Raw genomic sequence first — 17898 nt, 5'->3', positions numbered from 1 at the left:
CCGCGCGCAGGGAAACGCCCGGCCGCTTATCGCGGCAGGCGGTAGGGTCCCCAGGCCGGTTCGCGCACGTCGCCGTCGGCGAGCACCAGGCGCTGGCGCACCCGGGCATCGGCTGAAACGGCATAGAGCACGCCACGGCGTCCTTCGCGCGCAGCATAAATGATCATGGAGGCATTCGGGGCAAAGCTCGGCGACTCGTCCAGCGAACCCGGCGACAGCGTGCTCCAGCGCGGCGAGCCCAGGCTGCTGTCCATCATCGCGATCCGGTAGGTATTGCCGGCGCCCTGCGCGGTGGCGATCTTCTTGCCGTCGAAGGAAACGCTGGCGCTGGCGTTGTAGCTGCCCTGGAAGGTGACGCGGGTAGCGCCGCCGCCGCTGGCCGAGACCTGATAGATCTGCGGCTTGCCGCCGCGGTCGGAGGTGAAATAGATCTTGCTGGCGTCGGCGGCCCAGGTCGGCTCGGTGTCGATGCCGAAGTGGTTGGTCAGCTGGGTCAGCGCCTTGCTGCCGAGGTCCATCACGTAGATCTCGGGGTTGCCGCTGCGCGACAGGGTCAGGGCGAGGCGGCGGCCGTCCGGCGAGAACGCCGGGGCGCCGTTGATGCCGCGGAACTTGGCGATCAGCTCGCGGCTGCCGGTGCCGATGTTCTGGATGTAGATCGAGGAATTACCGCCCTCGAAGCTGACGTAGGCCAGGCGCGCGCCGTCCGGGCTCCACGACGGCGACAGCAGCGGTTCGGGCGAGCGCACCACGGTCTGCGGGTTGTAGCCGTCGGAGTCGGCGACCATCAGCGCGTAGTTGCTGCCGCGGCCGACGCCGGTGGCGGTGACATAGGCGATGCGGGTGAAGAACGCGCCGCGCACGCCGGTGATCTTTTCGTAGACCGCATCGGCGATCTGGTGGGCCACATCGCGCATCGCGTTGGCGCGTGCGGTCAGGGCGAAGCCGAGCAGGCGCTGCTGCTTGGCGACGTCGAACAGCTCGTACTCGACCCGGTAGCTGCCGGCGCCGGCATCGACCACGCGGCCGACCACGATGTAGTCCTGATTGAGCGCGCGCCAATCCGGGTAGCTGATCTCGCTGCCCTTGCTCGGCTTGGCGGCCATCTGCTCGACCGGCAGGCCGCGGAACTGGCCGGAACGGTTGAGGTCGTTGCGCACGACCTCGGCGACGTCGGTCTGCGGCGCCGCACCGCTGCCCTGGTAGGGCATCGGCACCACCGCGATCGGCAGGGCCGAGGCGTTGCCGCCGACGATGTCGATCTCCAACCCTTGCTGTTGGGCTGCGGCGGCGAAGGGAAGCAGGAGAGCCAGCAGCGAGGCCAGCCAGCGCAGGGGTCGTTTCATCGGCACTCCGTGATCGGTCGACGCGGGTTGTTCAGGTTCGGCATTGTTAACGTTGGAGGGTGAACGTGGGCTCAAAAGCGGGGGTCAATTTACATTTCAGCCTTGCCGAATCGGCCCAACGGTCGCGGTCGGCGCCCATTCCGGCTCATTCGGGACATGAATGGGCCTCGGCAGGCCCGGATCGGAGTCCGCCAGGCCGGTGGGCCAGCCCCTGCCTTCACCGATGGATCAGCGCTCGCGCAGCCGTTTCCACCAGCGCCGGGGCTTGGTCACCACCGGGTCTTCGTCCTGGACCCGGAAGCTGAGCCGGATCTGCGGCCGGAACACTTGCTGGTAGCCCTGGTAGGGCAGCGGCGAGGCCTGGCGCGCGGCGGCGAGCAGAGACAGCCGCCCGGCCTCATCCAGGCCGCAGGGCTCGATCACCTGCACCGACAGCACCCGACCGCCCGGCGCTTGGCGCAAGTCGACGCTGCAACTGGCGTCGGCCGGCGTGGTGGCCGGCGGCGCCCATTGCTCGTCGATGGCGACGCGCAGGACTTCGGCGTAGCGCTGCTGGTTCTGAGCGACCCGGTCCGACTGAGCCAGACTGGCCGCGGACAGCGCCGACAGCGCCAGGCCGGCCAGCAGCTTCAGGCGTATCGACGCTCTCCTCGCCGCGGCCACTCAGCGGTCCTGGGCTTTGAAGTTGAGATTGAGGTTGCGCTGGAACACCGATTCGAAGCCCGCGTACGGCAAGGGCTGGGCCTTGAGCACCGCCGCTTCGATCGAACGCCGGCCCTGCTCGTCGTAGGCGCACGGCTCGACCACTTCGACCGCGAGCACGGCGCCGCCGGGCGACTGGCGGATGTTCAAGCGGCAGCCCGCGCCGAGCGGCACGCTGTCGGGGCGCGTCCACTTCTCGACGATCGCGGCCTGCAGGGCGGCGGCGTACTTGGCGGCCAGGCCGCTGTCGACGCCCTGGTTGCCGGTGGTCGCCGGCGCCGTGGCGGCGGCGTTCTGGCTGGCCTTGGCGGCGCGCGCGTCGGCGATCTGCTGCAGCTTCTGTTCGCTCAGGCTCTGCTCGCGCTGCAGCTTGGCGCGCTCGGCGCGGATCTTTTCCAACTGCTTGTCGCGTTCGAGCTGCTCGGCGGCGAGGCGCTTTTGCTGCTGCGCTTCTTCCTGGCGCTTCTGCTCGGTCAGGTCGACCTGTTCCTGGCGTGCCTTGGCTTCCTGGACCTTCTGTTCCTCGGCGCGGTTCGGCGTCGGCGTGTCGACGACCTGCTCCTGGGTGGTCGTGTCCGGCACCGGGATGAAGTCCTGCGGCGATTGCTGCTGCGGCGCGGTCGCGTCCTGCGGCTTGGGCTCGGGAATGGGTTGCGGCAAGGGCGCGGCGTCCTCCGGCTCGGGCAGCGGCAACGGATCGACCGGCTCGGGGCGGTTGCGCAGAGTGCGCTGCATCGCCGCCGAGAGATCGCTGACGTCGGTCAGCTCCGAAGACAGCGGCGACCCCGCCGCGGACACCTGCGCGCTATCCCAGTTCCAGAGCATGCTCAGGAAAATGGCGGCCACCAGCAGACCGTGCAGCAGCACGGCCAGCGTGATGGCTTGCGCGGTGTCGGCGCGGGTTTCCCTCATTTCTTCGCGCCCTTCTCGGGCTGGCTCATCAGGCCGACCTTCTCGACGCCGACGTCCTTGAGGATGTTCATCACGTCCATCACCGGCTGATAGTTCGAACGGCCGTCGGCGGCGATGTAGACCTGCAGTTTTTCCTTGCCGTTCTGCTTGACCAGCGCGCCGACCTTGGTCGCCAGCGTTTCGCGGTTGACCGCTTCATTGCTGCCGGCCTTGACCGCGAGGAAGTAATTGCCCTGGGCGTCGACCTGGACCACCACCGGGTCCTGCTTGGTCTCGATCGACTTGAGGTTGGAATTGGGCAGGTCGACGTCGATGCCGAGGGTCAGCAGCGGCGCGGTGACCATGAAGATGATCAGCAGCACGAGCATCACGTCGATGTAGGGAACGACGTTGATCTCGGCCTTGAGTTTGCGTTTGCGCGGGCGGCGGATGGCGGTGCCGGACATGGCGGAATTCCTCGTCGGTTACGCGTTGCGGTCGCGCTGGCCGTGGCGCAGCGGACGCGGGCGGTGCAGGCAGCGGTGCGGGCGGCCGTACAAGCGATGGGGCGCGAGCCGCATCACTCGTCCAGGTGGGCCTGGCGCTGCAGGATCGAGGAGAACTCTTCGGAGAACGCGTCGTAACGCACGGCCAGGCGTTCCACGCCGGTGGCGAAACGGTTGTAGGCCCACACCGCCGGGATCGCCACGAACAAGCCCATCGCGGTGGCCAACAGCGCCTCGGAGATGCCCGGCGCGACGTCCGCGATGCCGACCTGCTTGGAGGCCGAGACCAGCGAATGCATGGTCACCATGATGCCGAACACGGTCCCGACCAGACCGATGTAGGGCGAGGTCGAGCCGATGTTGGCGAGCAGTTCGAGGTTGTGTTCCAGGCCGTCGAGTTCGCGCGAGCCGGTCGCGCGCATCGCGCGCTGGGCGCCTTCGAGCTGGGCGCGGGCGTCGACGCCGCGGCGCTGGCGGATGCGGTTGAACTCGCGGAAACCGGCTTCGAAGATCGCTTCCAGGCCGCCCATCGCGCGGTTGCGCTCGGTGGTGCCGGCGTAGAGCTTGGACAGCTCGGCGCCCGACCAGAAGCGTTCTTCGAAATGATCGGCTTCGCTGCGTGCGCGGCGGATCACCTTCCATTTGCGGAAGATGATGATCCATGAAGTGACCGAGGCGATCACCAGCAGGGCCATGATGAACTGGACCGGGAGGCTGGCCTTGATCACCAGGTCCCAGAGATTGAAGCTGGCGGCTTCGCCGGCCGCGGCGGCGCCTTGGGTCACGGCCTGGACGGCTTCTTCCGGCAGGGCTTCCACGGTCGTGGCCAGAAGCGCGATCAGCGATGACGTCATGCTTGGTTCTCCGTAGCCCGGTACGCGGGCCTGTGGTGGGGCTGGGTGGTCCGTGGGGAGTAACGAACCGCCGGATGATTAGGGTTCAACGGTGACCTGGGCGCGAGGGCCCGGGCTCAGCCGTCGCGGCCGGCCTGGACTTCCTGCGCCTGCAGCTGCGCGAACAAGGCCGGCGGAATCGCGCAGGGACGCAGATGCCCGGCATCCACCGCGGCGACCCGGACCTCGGCGCTGATCAGCGTTTCCTCACCGCGCCGCACGGTCTGCGCGAAGATCAGGCTGGCGCGGCGGCAGCGCCGCAGTTCCACCGTGACCTCCAGCGCATCGTCGAGCCGCGCCGGTTTGAGGAAACCGATCTGCATGCCCGCGACCACGAACAACAGCCCGTGATCGCGGCGCAAACCGTCCTGCCCGTAGCCCAGGGCGCGCACCCATTCGGTCCGCGCGCGCTCCAGGAACGCCAGGTACTGAGCGTGATAGACCAGACCGCCAGCGTCGGTATCTTCCCAATAGACGCGTGTCGGCCAACTGAACACCGATTCAATCGCGGTCATGGCTCGGAGGCCTCTTCGAACAGCCCGGCCGTGTCGGCGCGGGGTTTCAGGCCCATGTGGCGGTAGGCGCGCTGGGTCGCCATGCGGCCGCGGGCGGTGCGGATCAGATAGCCCTGCTGGATCAGGAAGGGCTCGATCACGTCCTCGAGCGTGCCGCGTTCCTCGCTGAGCGCGGCCGCCAGCGACTCGACTCCGACCGGGCCGCCGTCGAAGGATTCGATGATGGTCCGCAGCAGGCGCCGGTCGAGGTCGTCGAAACCTTCCGGATCGACCTTGAGCATGGCCATGGCGGCATCGGCGGTCTGCAAATCGATGTTGCCGCCGGCGCGGACCTGGGCGAAGTCGCGTACCCGCCGCAGCAGGCGATTGGCGATACGCGGAGTGCCGCGCGAACGCCGGGCGATTTCCGCCGCGCCCTCGGGAGCGCAGGAAATGCCGAGAATTTGCGCCGAGCGGCGCACGATCCGGGTCAGGTCCTCGGTGTTGTAGAACTCCAGGCGCTGGACGATGCCGAAGCGGTCGCGCAGCGGCGCGGTCAGCAGGCCGGCGCGCGTGGTCGCGCCGATCAGGGTGAACGGCGGCAGGTCGAGCTTGATCGAACGCGCGGCCGGGCCTTCGCCGATCATGATGTCGATCTGGTAGTCCTCCATCGCCGGATACAGCACCTCCTCGACCACGGGCGAGAGGCGGTGGATCTCGTCGACGAACAGCACATCGTGCGGCTGCAGATTGGTCAGCAAGGCGGCCAGGTCGCCGGCCTTCTCGATCACCGGGCCCGAGGTCTGGCGCAGATTGACCCCGAGCTCGTTGGCGATGACGTGGCTGAGGGTGGTCTTGCCGAGGCCAGGCGGGCCGAAGATCAGCACGTGATCGAGGGCCTCGCCGCGGTGCTTGGCGGCCTCGATATAGATCTTGAGCTGCTCGCGCACCGGTTGCTGACCGAGGTACTCGTCCAGCCGCTTGGGCCGGATCGAAGCCTCGATGGCGTCGTCTTCACGGGTCGAGGAGGCAGCGATGATGCGGTCTTCGGTCATGCCGCTATGTTCGCATGGGAGGTAGGGCGTGCGCAGGACGGAAAGAACCGGGGCGGCCGATCGCGGGGTTCAGCGCGTGGGCGGCCGGTCAGCTTGTCGCGGGGAGCCGGTTGCCGCGCAAATGCGGACAGTCGTGAACCGGCAGATAGATCGCCCCCTTTGAAAAGGGGGCTCGCGGCCGGCGTCGCATGGCGAAGCGCGGATGTCGGCGCGCCGGGGGATTTGCCGTGGGTGCGGCTAAAGGCAAATCCCCCCTGCCCCCCTTTTTCAAAGGGGGGAACAGCACGGCATCGCCAATCGTGTACTCGCGGATAAATCGCCCCCTTTGAAAAAGAGGGCTGGCGGCCGGCGTCGCATGGCGAAGCGCGGATGTCGGCCGCCGGGGGATTTGCTTTGGCTGATGCTAAGGGCAAAGCCCCTCCCCCCTTTTCCAGAAAGGGGAACAGCACGGGCATCGCCAATCGTGAACTCGCAGATAAATCGCCCCCTTTGAAAAAGGGGGCTGGCGGCCGGCGTCGCATGGCGAAGCGCGGATGTCGGGCGCCGGGGGATTTGCTTTGGCTGATGCTAAGGGCAAATCCCCTGTCCCCTTTTCCAAAGAGGGGAACAACAAGCGAGGGAAGCGGTGAAATCCAGGCACATCCCCTCAAGCGAAATGCACGTCGTAGCGGTCGTGCACTTCGGCCAGACGCTCGGCATCGACTTCGCCGCGCATGATGCTCGGCAGCATGCGGAAGTAGTCGAAACGGTCGATGCCGGGGGTCAGGGTGATGAATACGTCGGCGACCTGGCCCGCGCCGGCGCCGAAGGAATGCACGACACCGGGCGGGATCACCGCATAGCCGCCCTTCTCGACGGTCACGGTCTCGCCGTCGATGATCATTTCAAGCGCACCATCGAGCACGTAGAACGCTTCGCTCGAACGTTGGTGGTGATGCGGCTTGGCGCCGGCCGCGCCGGCTTGCAGGCGCAGGCGGTTGGCACCGAGTGCGCCGCAGCAGTCGCTGGCGTCGGCCAGCAACCACAACTGGGTGCCGTTGCCGGCGATGGTTTCAGCGGCATGTGGCTGGATCACGAACGCGCGTTGTTTCGACATCGCAAAGCCTCGCAGTCGGTAGGGTCGACAGGAGGCTAGTCGGGCGCGCTGCGCTCTGCATCGGCAGGCGTGGAACGATTATTCCCGGCCCGCCACGGACATTGCTGTGTTCTCGTGGCGGGGATTGCCAAGCCGGTGCCGCGCCGGTCCGCGACCGGCGCAGGTGCGCTCGATCAGATTTCGACCTGGGCGCCGAGTTCGACCAGGCGATTGCCCGGAATGCGGAAGAAGCCGGTCGCAGGCGCCGCGTTGCGGTGCATGAAGGCGAACAGGCGGTCGCGCCAGATCGGCATGCCGCGGTGACGGCTGGCGACCACGGTTTCGCGGCTGGCGAAATAGGTGGTGTCCATCGGGTCGAAATAGATGCCGCCGGCGTCGCACGAGCGCATCAGCGCCAGCGGCACGTCGGGCATTTCCATGAAACCGAAGCGGATCAGCACGCGATAGAAGTCGTTGCCGATCGCCTCGATCTTCAGGCGCTTCTCGCGCGGCGCGTACGGAATGCCCAGCGTTTCCACGGTCAAAAACACGTTGCGCTCGTGCAGCACTTTGTTGTGCTTGAGGTTGTGCAGCAAGGCATGCGGCACCACGCCCTTGTCGGCGGTCATGAAGATCGCGGTGCCGGGCACGCGCACCGGCGGCGCCAGCATCAGGCCGGGCAGGAAGCTGCCGAGCTGGATGCCTTCCTTGCGCACTTCCTCGTGCAGCAGTTCGCGGCCGCGGCGCCAGGTGCGCAGCAGGGTGAACACCACCAGGCCCAACACGACCGGGAACCAGGCGCCCTGGAAGAACTTGGCGCCGTTGGCGATGACGAAGCCGACATCGACCACGAAGAACACCACGCACAGCGGCAGCACCCACGTGCGCCAGCGCGGCCACAGCGCGCGCGCGACCAGGGCCAGCAACAAGGTGTCGATCAGCATCGTCGCCGAGACCGAAATGCCGTAAGCGGTCGCCAGCGCGGTCGAGCTGCGGAACGCCAGCACCACGGTGATGACGGTGATCGCCAGAATCCAGTTGATGTACGGCACGTAGATCTGGCCGATGGTGTCGCTGGAGGTGTGCTTGATCTGCATGCGCGGGATGTAGCCCAGTTGCATGGCCTGGCGCGCGACCGAATAGGCGCCGGTGATGACGGCCTGCGAGGCGATCACCGCCGCCATCGTCGCCAGCACGATCATCGGATACAGGCCCCAGGCCGGCACCGCCTCGAAGAACGGATTCTTGACCGCTTCCGGGTGGTGCAGCACGAACGCGCCCTGGCCGAGGTAATTCAGCATCAGGCAGGGCAGCACCATGGTGTACCAGGCGTAGCGGATCGGGCGCGCACCGAAGTGGCCCATGTCGGCGTACAGCGCTTCGCCGCCGGTGACGGCCAGCACCACCGCGCCGAGGATCAGCACCGAATGCGAGCCGTGCTCGATGAAGAAGCGCATGCCCCAGCGCGGGTCCAGCGCCTTGAACACTTCCGGCGCCTGGACGATGTTGTAGATGCCGATGGCGGCCAGCGAGACGAACCACAGCATGGTGATCGGCCCGAACACCTTGCCGACCTTCTCGGTGCCGAAGCGCTGGGCCAGGAACACCATCACCAGGATCACCACGGTGATCGGCACGATGAAGCGATGCAGGCCGGGGGCGGCGACCTCCAGGCCTTCGACCGCGCCGAGCACCGAGATCGCCGGGGTAATGACGCTGTCGCCGAAGAACAGCGAGGCGCCGAAGATGCCGAGGATGCCGACCACATAGGCCGAACGCCCGCCTTTGGCCAGGGTGCGCTGGGCCAGGGTCATCAGCGCCATGATCCCGCCTTCGCCCTCGTTATCGGCGCGCATGATGATGGTCACGTATTTCAGGGTGACCACGATCATCAACGCCCAGAACACCAGCGACAGGATGCCGAGCACCGTGTCGTGGTTGCCGGTCAGGCCGAAATGCGGCGAAAACGCCTCTTTCAGCGTGTACAGCGGGCTGGTGCCGATGTCGCCGAAGACCACCCCAATCGCGCCTACGACCAGGCCGGGCAGCCCCTTCTTGGAGCCGTGATGGCCTGAGTCGTGCCCGTTCGCGGCCGACTGGCCGTGAGCGTGCTTGCCTTGGGAGGAGGGAACAGTGGAGGACATGTCGCGTAGTTCCGTGGCGGTAACCCGCCTTGGCTCAACGAAGCGCGGACTTTAGCGCTTTGCGGATGATGGCGGCTGCATCGTCGCCGGCGGCGGTGGCCTCGCGCGCCATGCGCGCGGCCTCAGCCGGTTTGTAGCCCAGTTGCTGCAGGGCGATGGTGGCTTCGCTCTGCGGATCGGCGGGAATCCCACTGGAGCCGAGGGTAGGCGCGCCGAGGCCGGCCAGGTCGGCGGCGCGGTCGCGCAGCTCGACGACCATGCGCTCGGCGGTCTTCTTGCCGATGCCGGGGATGCGGGTCAGCGCAGTGACGTCGCCGACCTGGACCAGGCGCGCGAATTCCTCGACCGGCACGCCCGACAGCACCGCCAGGGCGATCTTGGCGCCGATGCCGCTGACTCGCTGCACGTCGCGGAACAGGCGCCGTTCGGCCTCGCGCAGGAAGCCGTACAGCGAAACGCTGTCTTCCTTCTGCGCATAGTGTGTGAACAAGGACACTTCGCGACCGAGTTCGGGCAGGTCGTAGAACGTGCTCATGGGCGCCTCGAGCTCGTAACCGACGCCGTTGACGTCCACGATCAGCCACGGCGGCTGCTTGTGGATCAGGGTGCCTCTGAGACGACCGATCACTGTGAAGCTCCAGATACGGCCGGCCACGCGCACCGGCGAACCGGTCGGGCGCGAAGCGGGCTGAGACGATACGAAGACGAAGACGGCGCATCGGACGGAACGCGAGCGCGTGCGCAGGTCCCTACCCCGCGCGCCGCCGGGCCTGTGGCACGGGCCGGATTCACGCCCCGCGCCTGCGCAACTGGTGGGTGGCGATGCCGGTACGCAGCGCCGTAGCACTCATGTGGGCATGGGTCAGGGCCACCGCAAGCGCGTCGGCGGCGTCGGCCTGCAGCTTCACTTCGGGAAGATTCAGCAACAGCCGCACCATGTGCTGGACCTGCTGCTTGTCGGCCGCGCCGCGGCCCACCAGCGACTGCTTGATCAGGCGCGGCGCGTACTCGCTGATGGGGATACGCCGACGCACCACGGTCGCCAGGGCGGCGCCGCGGGCATGGCCGAGCTTCAGCGCGGAGGTCGCCGACTTGTCCATGAAGACGGTCTCGATCGCGACCTGGTCGGGCCGGTACTCGTCGAGCACCGCCTCCAGGCCTTCGCACAGCAGGCCCAGGCGCGAGGGGAAATCCTCGGCGTCGAGCAGCTTGAGCGCCTGCGCATGCACGTACACGCAGCGTCCGTCGGCCGCGACGTCGATCACGCCGAGGCCGGTCCGCTGCGAACCGGGGTCGATTCCTAGGATTCTGGTCACAGCGACAGCTTACGCGTTATGCGTAAGCGTCCTCGTCCAGATCGGCGTTCGAATAGACGTTCTGGACGTCGTCGATGTCTTCCAGCCAGTTCAGCAGCTTGACCACCTGCTGCGCGATCTCGCCGGTCACGGCGATGTTGTTGTCGGCACGCAGGGTGACCTCGGCCTGGCCGGCGACCAGGCCGGCGGCGTCCATCGCGGCCTTGACCTCGGCGAACGCCTCGGCGCTGGTCAGCACGTCGATCGAGCCGTCTTCCGGGTAGACCACCACGTCGTCGGCGCCGGCTTCGATGGCGACCTCGGTGATGCGCTCCTCGTCGGCGCCGGCTTCGAACCACAGCACGCCGCGCTTGGCGAACATGAAGGACACCGAGCCGTCGGTGCCTAGGTTGCCGCCGAACTTGCCGAAGGCATGGCGCACGTCGGCGACGGTGCGGACCTTGTTGTCGGTGAGGCAGTCGACGATCACCGCCACCCCGCCCGGGGCATAGCCCTCGTAGCGGATTTCCTCGTATTCCACACCTTCCAGCGCACCGGTCGCCTTCTTGATCGCGCGCTCGATGACGTCCTTGGTCATGTTCGCCGACAAGCCCTTGTCGATGGCGCTGCGCAGGCGCGGATTGCTGTTGGGATCGCCGCCGCCCGAACGCGCCGCTACGCTGATCTCGCGGATGATCTTGGTGAAGATCTTGCCGCGCCGCGCATCCTCGGCGTTCTTGCGTGCCTCAATCGACGGACCTCTACCCATGGCAATAACCGGACGTGTTGTCTGAACAAGCCGGCGATTTTACTCGATCGTGCCCGCCCACCGGCGGTCCGGACGACAACCGTCGGCGATCGGCCCGGTTTCGGTCCGCTTTGGCCCACTTCGGCCCGTTACGACGCCCCGCCCGGCTCGGCCGCCCGCTTAGTCGCCCCGCTCAATCGCCAAACCGGCCGCGACGGAAGAAGGCCTCGGCCAGGCACGCGGCCTGCGCCGAGAACAGCAGGCCGCTGTGGCTGGCGTCGATGACCGCATGGTCGCGCAGGCCTGGCAAACGAGTCTCGGCGACCGCCACCGTGCCGTCGTTTTCGCCCTCGAAACGACCGAAGAAGCGCCCCAGCCCATGCGGGGTGCGGCCGGCGATCAGGCCGACCTGGGCCGCGCCCTGCCAGGGCGGGCAACCGCGTTGCAGCACCTCGGCGGCGCGGCCGAGCACCGCGGCGCTCCAGGCCTTGCGGGCCAGGCCGCCGGCGGCGGCGCTGCCGCACAGGGGCGTGCCCAGGCAGACCACGCGCCGCACCGGCAACTGCGGCTGCTCGCGCAGGGCGTCGAGCACGATCAGGCCGCCGAGGCTGTGCGCCAGCACATGGCAGGGGGTATCGAGGCGTGCCATCAGGCGTGCGATCGAGGCCTCCGGACCGGCAGCGGCGCCGGCATAGCCGAAGACCTCGGGTTCGAAGCCGGCCGCGCTCAGGCGCGCGCCGAGCCAGGCCATCGACGCCCCGGGCATCCAGATGCCGTGCAGCAACAGCACCCGGCGCGGGCCTCGCGGCTTGGCGGCGCGTTCGGGGGAGCTGCGGGGGTCCGTGTCGGTGCGGCTGTCCATGCCGCGAATATGGCCGCCGCCGGCGGCGAATCCAAGCGCGCGGCGAGCACCGCGCGGTTAGGGGCCAGACGGCATTCAGCGATGCCGCCGCGCAACGCGAGAGCTGCGCGGCGGCACCGGGCCGATCAGCAGCGGTGCAAGGTCAAACCGGTCGGCGCGCCGGACGTGCCCCAGGTCTGTATCGAACCGTCGCATTCGATGCGGCCGCCGCCGATGGCGTTGCCGCTGCTGTCGTAGCGGGTCCACTCCGCCCATTCGACGCCGAGGATCGGGTAGCGCGCGAACGCCGAGCCCGCTACCGCGACCAATCCCAACAACAACGCTGCCGTGAATATCGCTTTCCGTGTACGAAGCATCTGACCTCTCCTTGTAGGTGCCGCGGACTGCATGTCCGCGCCTGCAGGCTAAGCCAGAGCGCCACCACGAATGTTCACCGGACACCGCCGGTCATCACAGTTCGAAGATGCCGACGCCAGCCGATGCCAGCCGACCCGTGCGCTGCGCCGGCTGCGAGTGCGACGGATTCGTAGCAATTGAAACCAGTCAATACAAATCCAAACATATCCAATATCGAAACCGCGACCGGTCTCGACAAAGTCGAAGATAAAAACATGATCGCCGCCAGAGTGTGACGGCGAGCTAATCCTGCGCGTCTTCACAGCCCCCAGGATTCGCCGCACCTCCCCCCGCTCTCGGAAGCCCGTATGAACCTGCGGCACCCCGCTTTGCCCGTCGTCAATGTCCTGGCATCGGCGTTGCTCGCCGCGGTCGCGATGTTTCCAGCAGCGCCCGCAGCCGCAGGCGAGCTTCACCCCACCCAAAGCAACAACGATCTGTCCAACCCGCATCGCGGCTTCCTGCTTTGGGGCAGCACCGTCGCCGCCGACGGCGGCCTGCCCGACAACCACTACGGCGCGTCGATCTATCAGATCTACGTCCCGTGGCGCGAAATCGAAAGCGCCGACGAACAGTTCGATTGGGACAAGTTCGAAACGAACCACCTGAAGCCGATTCTCGACGAGGACCCCAACGCCACCTTCGTGCTGCGTCCGGTCGCCGACTATCCCGACAGCGTGGCCAACAACATCGGCTACTTCTACCGCAACGAAGCCGAGCCGCTGCGCGCGTATCCGAAGTTCCTCGAACTGGCGCCGGTCGGCATCCAGTTCCACAATTACAGCCAGACCCAGTGCGACGACGTCGGCCCCGGCCGCGCGCCGATCTACAACACCCCGGCGATGCGCCAGCAGTTAGTGCAGTTCGTGCAGGCGTTCGGACGCCGCTACGACGGCGACCCGCGCATCACCGCGGTGCACGTCGGCCTGCTCGGTTTCTGGGGCGAGTGGCACACCGCCGGCTGCGACAGTTGGGAACCCGATGCGACCACCCGCAGCGTGGTGCGCGATGCCTACGCCGCCGCGTTCCAGCAAACGCCGGTGCACAGCCGCTACGCGCGCCAGTCCGACGTCGGCGGTACGAACTTCGGTTTCAGCGAGGACTACTTCCCGTCGTTCACCGCGATGTGCAACAAGTTCGCTACCAAGCTGCCCGAGTGCGACGACAGCGGCTGGCACAACCTGGAATGGGGCTTCCGCAACGACGCCACCGTCGCGCGCGGCAACTGGAAATTCAACCCGATCGGCGGCGAAAGCCCGAACAACGGCCAGAAGGCGACCTGGACCGGGCGCACCAACGACATCCTGACCCTGCTGCGCGAATACCACTTCACCTGGCTCGGCCCGGCCGGCCAGCATGAGGTCAATCCGTCGGGCAAGCCGACGACGTTCAAGACCAACATGCTCAAGGTCAAGCGCGCGCTCGGCTACGAGTTCACCGTGCGCCAGGTCAACTGGCCCGACGCCATGCAGGCCGGCGCGGCCATCCCGGTCAAGCTGAGCGTCGAGAACACAGGTTCCGCGCCGCTGTATCAGGTCTACCAGACCGAACTGCATTGGGTCGATGCCGGCGGCACGACCCGCGCCAAGGCCGCCTTCGACTATCCCTTGAACGCGTTGTTGCCGAACTCGGTGCCGGCATTGGTCGACGCCACTGCGCAAGTACCGGCCATGCTCGCACCAGGCAGTTATTCGCTGCGCCTGGCGATCGCCGACAGTTGGCCCGGCCGCCCGGCGATCAAGCCGCAGAACACCGGTCGCGACGGCGCCGGCCGATTGAACTTGGGGACGGTGACCGTCGCCGCGGCGGCGGCCGACCTTTGAACGAGCGGGCCGGCGTTCTACCCCGGGGCGCCGGCCCGCCCTTCAACGAGCCGTCGCGAAGGCATTCACGCCCGGGGTCCGGAACGGACCCGGCGCCGCTCACATAAGCGCGCGAGCGCCCTCGCTCCATACGCCTGCGCCCGCGCGATCCGCGGGCGCAGTCACGTTCGCGGCCTTGACCTGCCCCTAGATTCCCCGACGCCCATCGGGGCCAATCACCAGGGAGTCGGTATGAAACGATCGTCATGGTTCCTGGCGTTGAGCGTCGCGCTCGCGCCCTGCCTCGCCGCGCACGCGGCGCCGCCGCGGGTCACCCAAGGCCTGGTCGGCGAATGGCATCTGGAGTTGTCCGGCAACACCGCCTACGACAGCAGCGGCTTCGCACGCAACGGCTTGGTCGTGGGCGGCGCCGCGTCGAGCTACGGCTGGCTCAACGCCGGCGCCGACTTCAGCGCCGGCAAGTACGTCGAGGTGCCCAATTCGTCGAACCTCAACTTCGGCACCGGCAGCTTTACCCTCGCCGCGTGGGTGCGCATGGCCAGCCCGGGCTCGTCGATCGTCAAGACCCTGATCGAGAACCGCGCCAGCGGCGTCGGCCGCGGCTATTCGTTCGGCGTCGACCAGGGCCGCAACGTGCTGCTGCAACTCAACGACGGCAGCACCTGGGCCAACTACGTCTCCGACGGCAGCCTGGCCTTGGCGCCGAACCGTTGGCACCACATCGCCGCGGTGGTCAACCGCAGCACCGCGCCGAACACCATCTCGTTCTACATCGACGGCCGCCGCACCACCGCCCAGCCGACGCCGATCGCGGCCAATATCGACAATAGCGACCGGCCGTTCCTGATCGGCGGACACAAGGACACCGCGTCCTATCGATTCAACGACCGCGCCGACGAAGTGCTGGTCTACAACCGCGCGATCCCGGCCGACACGAGCGGCGGCCTCGGCGACCTGATGGCGCCGGGCCGCACCACCTTCCAGCCCACCTACTGGAACGACGACGCCACCCGCAAGCGTTACAACAACTGCTACAACTACGCCAACAGCAAGGCCACCAACACCTTCGCCCAGCCCGGCCGCGCCGCCGGCTCGATGTACAGCTCGATCAGCTGCGCCGCCGTGCACGCCGCCGCGGTCCGCGACGGCCTGGAACCGGTCGCCGACATCAACGCCTCCAGCTACAAGAACATCGCCGCACTGGTGGTCGGACCTAATTACGACTATCACTGGTACCGCCGCGACGCCAACGGCAAGTGGACCCACAAGCCCGGCCAGACCTCCGCCACCAACCGCGACAATTCCGGCAACGAAATCACCGACCCGCGCACCGCCAACCGCGGCGCCTACACCGATTTCTGCGGTTTCTTCCGGGTCTGGTCCGACAGCGTGGAGGGCACCGGCCATGAACAAGTCAACTAAGCCTGCGCCCACCCGGGGAATCGCCATGACCAAGCTTTCGCTGAAAACCCTGCTGACCGGCCTGGTCCTGTTGGCCGCGCCGGCCTTCGCCCTCGCCGCCGAAGCACCGGGCCTGCAGATCACCTACCTGGTGTATTCGGGCCGCCCGAACCCGGTGGTGACCGTGACCGACCCGGCCGCCTTGCGCGCGATCGAGACCCGCCTTGCCGACGCCCTCGCCGCCCCGGCGAAAACCGGCGCCGCGACCGAACCGGTGCTCGGCTACAACGGCATCCTGCTCGAACACGTCGGCGGCTCGTCGGCCAAGGCCAAGCCGCAACCGCTGCTGATCAAGGGCCAGCAAGTGCGCATCGACACCGCACCGGCCACCGCGATGAAAGCCGCGACCGCGACCACCCGCAGCTCGGTCGCCGCCGGCGACCTGGAAACGATGCTGCTCAAGCTCGGCCAGAAACAGGGTGCGCTCGACGCGACCACGTTGAACGTATTGCTCGATCAACGCTGAGAACATCTGCGTTTCTGATACGGCCTTCTCTGCTTCGGCGGGGGAGGCTGTTTTGTTTGGGTGGTTGTCGATTTCCGGCATGCATGTATTGGCACCGGCGCAGCGAGGTGAAGCGCCGCGGTCGCGGCTTGCGCCGCTCCTACCCTAGAGCGGACCCGGCCTCGGCTGCCGTTGCCGTTGCCGTTGCCGTTGCCGAGATTTTGATCTGCTTTGCTGCTTTGCCGCTTTGCCGCTTTGCCGGTCAAGAGAAGACCCGTAGGGCGGCCCGCATGGATGCGGGCCGTGCGCAAGCAGGCCATGGATGGCCTGTCTGGAGCATCCCTGCGTCGGCGTCGATCGTGCGGGCTTGTGCCCTTGCAAGGAGAGCCCTTTTCTTTGGTTAGCTTTGACCGAAGGAACTCCCTGTGGGACTTTTGGGCTTAGCAAAAGAAAGTAACCCGGCCGCGTTAGCGGACGGAAGCTCTGCTCTTGCTTGAAGAAGGGAGCATCGTGATGCTTCCCCTGTAGAAGCGACGTCCCACGGGATTTCCTTCGGTCATAAGTCGCGACCACGGTGCCGCAATCTCGCGCCGATGCCGGCCGCAGCCCGTCAGGGTAGGAGCGGCGCAAGCCGCGACCGTGCTGCGTCGGTCTTGCGGCGTCTCGCTCAAGCAAGGTCTAGATCCAGGTCTAGATCCAGGTCTAGATCCAGGTCTAGATCCAGGTCTAGATCCAGGTCTAGATCAAACGCCAAAAGCTTCCGCCACTAAAGCGGCGGGTTACTTTCTTTTGTCATAAGCAACAAAAGAAAGGTAACCAAAGAAAAATGCTTTTCTTTGAATCACAGGCCCGCATGCTCGATGCCGACGCAGGGATTTTTCATACGGGACATCCCTGTCCCGATGAAAAACGGCCCGCATCCCTGCGGGCCGCCCTTCGGGTCTTCTATTGCCTTCGCGAGGCTTAGGCCCCGCACAACAAAGGCGAAAGCAACGACAACGGCAACGGCGAAAACGAAGACGACGACAACGGCAACGGCAACGGCAACGGCAACGGCAATAACAATGGCAACAGGCTTCGCAGCCTCACATCACCCCGAAACCACCGCATCGCGCCGCAGAATGAATTCATGGTCCCGCGTATCGCCGACGATGAAGTCGTAATGCCCGACCTGCTCGAAGCCATAACGACCATAGAACCGCTGCGCGCCGAAATTCTCCGACCACACGCCGATCCACAGGGTGCGCGGGCCGTCGCGCTGCAGCCACTCCAGCACGGTGTCGAACAGGCGCGCGCCCCAACCGCCGTTCTGCGCTTCGCGCAGCACGTACAGACGCTTGAGTTCGCCATCGCCCGCGGCCACGTCCGGATGCGGCAGGCCACACGGTCCGGCCGCGGCGTGGCCCACCGCCGCACCGTCGCGTTCCAGCAGGAAGATCGCGTAATCCGGATGCGACAGGATCACGGTCTGTTTCTCGACCGAATAGCTGTCGAGCACAAACGCCTGCAGATCCTCCGGCGGATACAGATGACCGAAGGTTTCGACGAAGGTGCGCGTGGCGATGTCGGCGACGAGGGGCGCATCGTCGACGCCGGCGCGGCGGATGGAAAATTTCGGTGCGGCGTTCGTCATAAGGCCTCGCGATGTAAGCGGACGGTAACGATGCAACGGCAACGCATGCGAACTGACTGAGTCGAACCGGGCCGAGCAGCGCCCGGCAGGAGCGTTCCCACGGACGGACGGCGCCGAGCCCTGCCACCC

The 17898-nt window shown here is 66.9% G+C and carries 18 protein-coding genes; 3 read left to right on the top strand and 15 right to left on the bottom strand.

All coding sequences use genetic code 11. The features are described from left to right. Positions 1-26: 26 nt before the first annotated feature. The 14 genes from tolB to ACTOWK_RS03655 all read right to left on the bottom strand — a co-directional run bounded on the left by tolB (position 27) and on the right by ACTOWK_RS03655 (position 12367). Positions 27-1346: a Tol-Pal system beta propeller repeat protein TolB gene (gene tolB, locus ACTOWK_RS03720; protein ID WP_441328839.1), complete on the bottom strand. Its 1320-nt coding sequence runs from the start codon at positions 1344-1346 to the stop codon at positions 27-29. A gap of 228 nt (positions 1347-1574) precedes the next feature. Next, positions 1575-2009, bottom strand: a complete 435-nt coding sequence (locus tag ACTOWK_RS03715) for a hypothetical protein (RefSeq protein ID WP_441328838.1) — start codon at positions 2007-2009, stop codon at positions 1575-1577. Further along, positions 2010-2960 (bottom strand): cell envelope integrity protein TolA, encoded by a 951-nt coding sequence (locus tag ACTOWK_RS03710; RefSeq protein WP_441328837.1) that lies wholly within the window; start codon positions 2958-2960, stop codon positions 2010-2012. Continuing rightward, entirely contained in the window at positions 2957-3406 is a 450-nt protein-coding gene (gene tolR, locus ACTOWK_RS03705; RefSeq protein WP_031373500.1) for a protein TolR, read from the bottom strand. The genes ACTOWK_RS03710 and tolR overlap by 4 nt, the downstream gene beginning before the upstream one ends. Positions 3407-3519: 113 nt before the next feature. Continuing rightward, complete coding sequence (tolQ, locus tag ACTOWK_RS03700) at positions 3520-4299, bottom strand: protein TolQ (protein WP_031373499.1); 780 nt, start codon at positions 4297-4299, stop codon at positions 3520-3522. A gap of 116 nt (positions 4300-4415) precedes the next feature. Next, on the bottom strand, positions 4416-4853 hold the full coding sequence (gene ybgC / locus ACTOWK_RS03695) for a tol-pal system-associated acyl-CoA thioesterase (protein WP_441328836.1): 438 nt from the start codon (positions 4851-4853) through the stop codon (positions 4416-4418). Then, positions 4850-5887 (bottom strand): Holliday junction branch migration DNA helicase RuvB, encoded by a 1038-nt coding sequence (gene ruvB, locus ACTOWK_RS03690; protein WP_057916999.1) that lies wholly within the window; start codon positions 5885-5887, stop codon positions 4850-4852. Before ruvB ends, ybgC begins: the two co-directional genes overlap by 4 nt. A 646-nt stretch (positions 5888-6533) precedes the next feature. Then, positions 6534-6983: a cupin domain-containing protein gene (locus ACTOWK_RS03685; RefSeq protein WP_441328835.1), complete on the bottom strand. Its 450-nt coding sequence runs from the start codon at positions 6981-6983 to the stop codon at positions 6534-6536. Positions 6984-7156: 173 nt separating this feature from the next. Next, positions 7157-9106, bottom strand: coding sequence for a potassium transporter Kup (locus ACTOWK_RS03680; protein WP_441328834.1), 1950 nt, complete (start codon positions 9104-9106; stop codon positions 7157-7159). Positions 9107-9140: 34 nt separating this feature from the next. Further along, positions 9141-9734 carry a Holliday junction branch migration protein RuvA gene (gene ruvA / locus ACTOWK_RS03675; protein ID WP_441328833.1) on the bottom strand — a complete coding sequence of 198 codons (594 nt, stop codon included), beginning with the start codon at positions 9732-9734 and terminating at the stop codon, positions 9141-9143. A gap of 160 nt (positions 9735-9894) precedes the next feature. Further along, the gene (ruvC, locus tag ACTOWK_RS03670; protein ID WP_057971344.1) at positions 9895-10422 is read right to left on the bottom strand and encodes a crossover junction endodeoxyribonuclease RuvC; all 528 of its coding nucleotides are present in this window, start codon (positions 10420-10422) and stop codon (positions 9895-9897) included. A 16-nt stretch (positions 10423-10438) separates the two neighbouring features. After that, entirely contained in the window at positions 10439-11170 is a 732-nt protein-coding gene (locus ACTOWK_RS03665; RefSeq protein ID WP_441328832.1) for a YebC/PmpR family DNA-binding transcriptional regulator, read from the bottom strand. 172 nt (positions 11171-11342) lie between these two features. Further along, on the bottom strand, positions 11343-12011 hold the full coding sequence (locus ACTOWK_RS03660) for an esterase/lipase family protein (protein WP_441328831.1): 669 nt from the start codon (positions 12009-12011) through the stop codon (positions 11343-11345). Between the two features lie 125 nt (positions 12012-12136). Next, the gene (locus ACTOWK_RS03655) at positions 12137-12367 is read right to left on the bottom strand and encodes a hypothetical protein (RefSeq protein ID WP_441328830.1); all 231 of its coding nucleotides are present in this window, start codon (positions 12365-12367) and stop codon (positions 12137-12139) included. Between the two features lie 348 nt (positions 12368-12715). Between ACTOWK_RS03655 and ACTOWK_RS03650 the strand changes: the two genes are divergently transcribed. From ACTOWK_RS03650 to ACTOWK_RS03640, 3 genes are all read left to right on the top strand, one after another. Continuing rightward, positions 12716-14230 carry a DUF4832 domain-containing protein gene (locus ACTOWK_RS03650; RefSeq protein ID WP_441328829.1) on the top strand — a complete coding sequence of 505 codons (1515 nt, stop codon included), beginning with the start codon at positions 12716-12718 and terminating at the stop codon, positions 14228-14230. 231 nt (positions 14231-14461) lie between these two features. Then, on the top strand, positions 14462-15652 hold the full coding sequence (locus ACTOWK_RS03645) for a LamG domain-containing protein (protein ID WP_441328828.1): 1191 nt from the start codon (positions 14462-14464) through the stop codon (positions 15650-15652). A gap of 25 nt (positions 15653-15677) precedes the next feature. Further along, positions 15678-16157 carry a hypothetical protein gene (locus ACTOWK_RS03640; RefSeq protein WP_441328827.1) on the top strand — a complete coding sequence of 160 codons (480 nt, stop codon included), beginning with the start codon at positions 15678-15680 and terminating at the stop codon, positions 16155-16157. 1069 nt (positions 16158-17226) lie between these two features. Here the strand turns inward: ACTOWK_RS03640 and ACTOWK_RS03635 are convergent. Further along, positions 17227-17769 (bottom strand): GNAT family N-acetyltransferase, encoded by a 543-nt coding sequence (locus tag ACTOWK_RS03635; RefSeq protein ID WP_441328826.1) that lies wholly within the window; start codon positions 17767-17769, stop codon positions 17227-17229. Positions 17770-17898: the final 129 nt, after the last annotated feature.

Source organism: Lysobacter sp. CA196, assembly GCF_052078695.1.
Classification (GTDB): domain Bacteria; phylum Pseudomonadota; class Gammaproteobacteria; order Xanthomonadales; family Xanthomonadaceae; genus Lysobacter.
The sequence above is the reverse complement of the archived record's forward strand: the minus strand, read 5'-3'. Positions and strand labels throughout refer to the sequence as shown.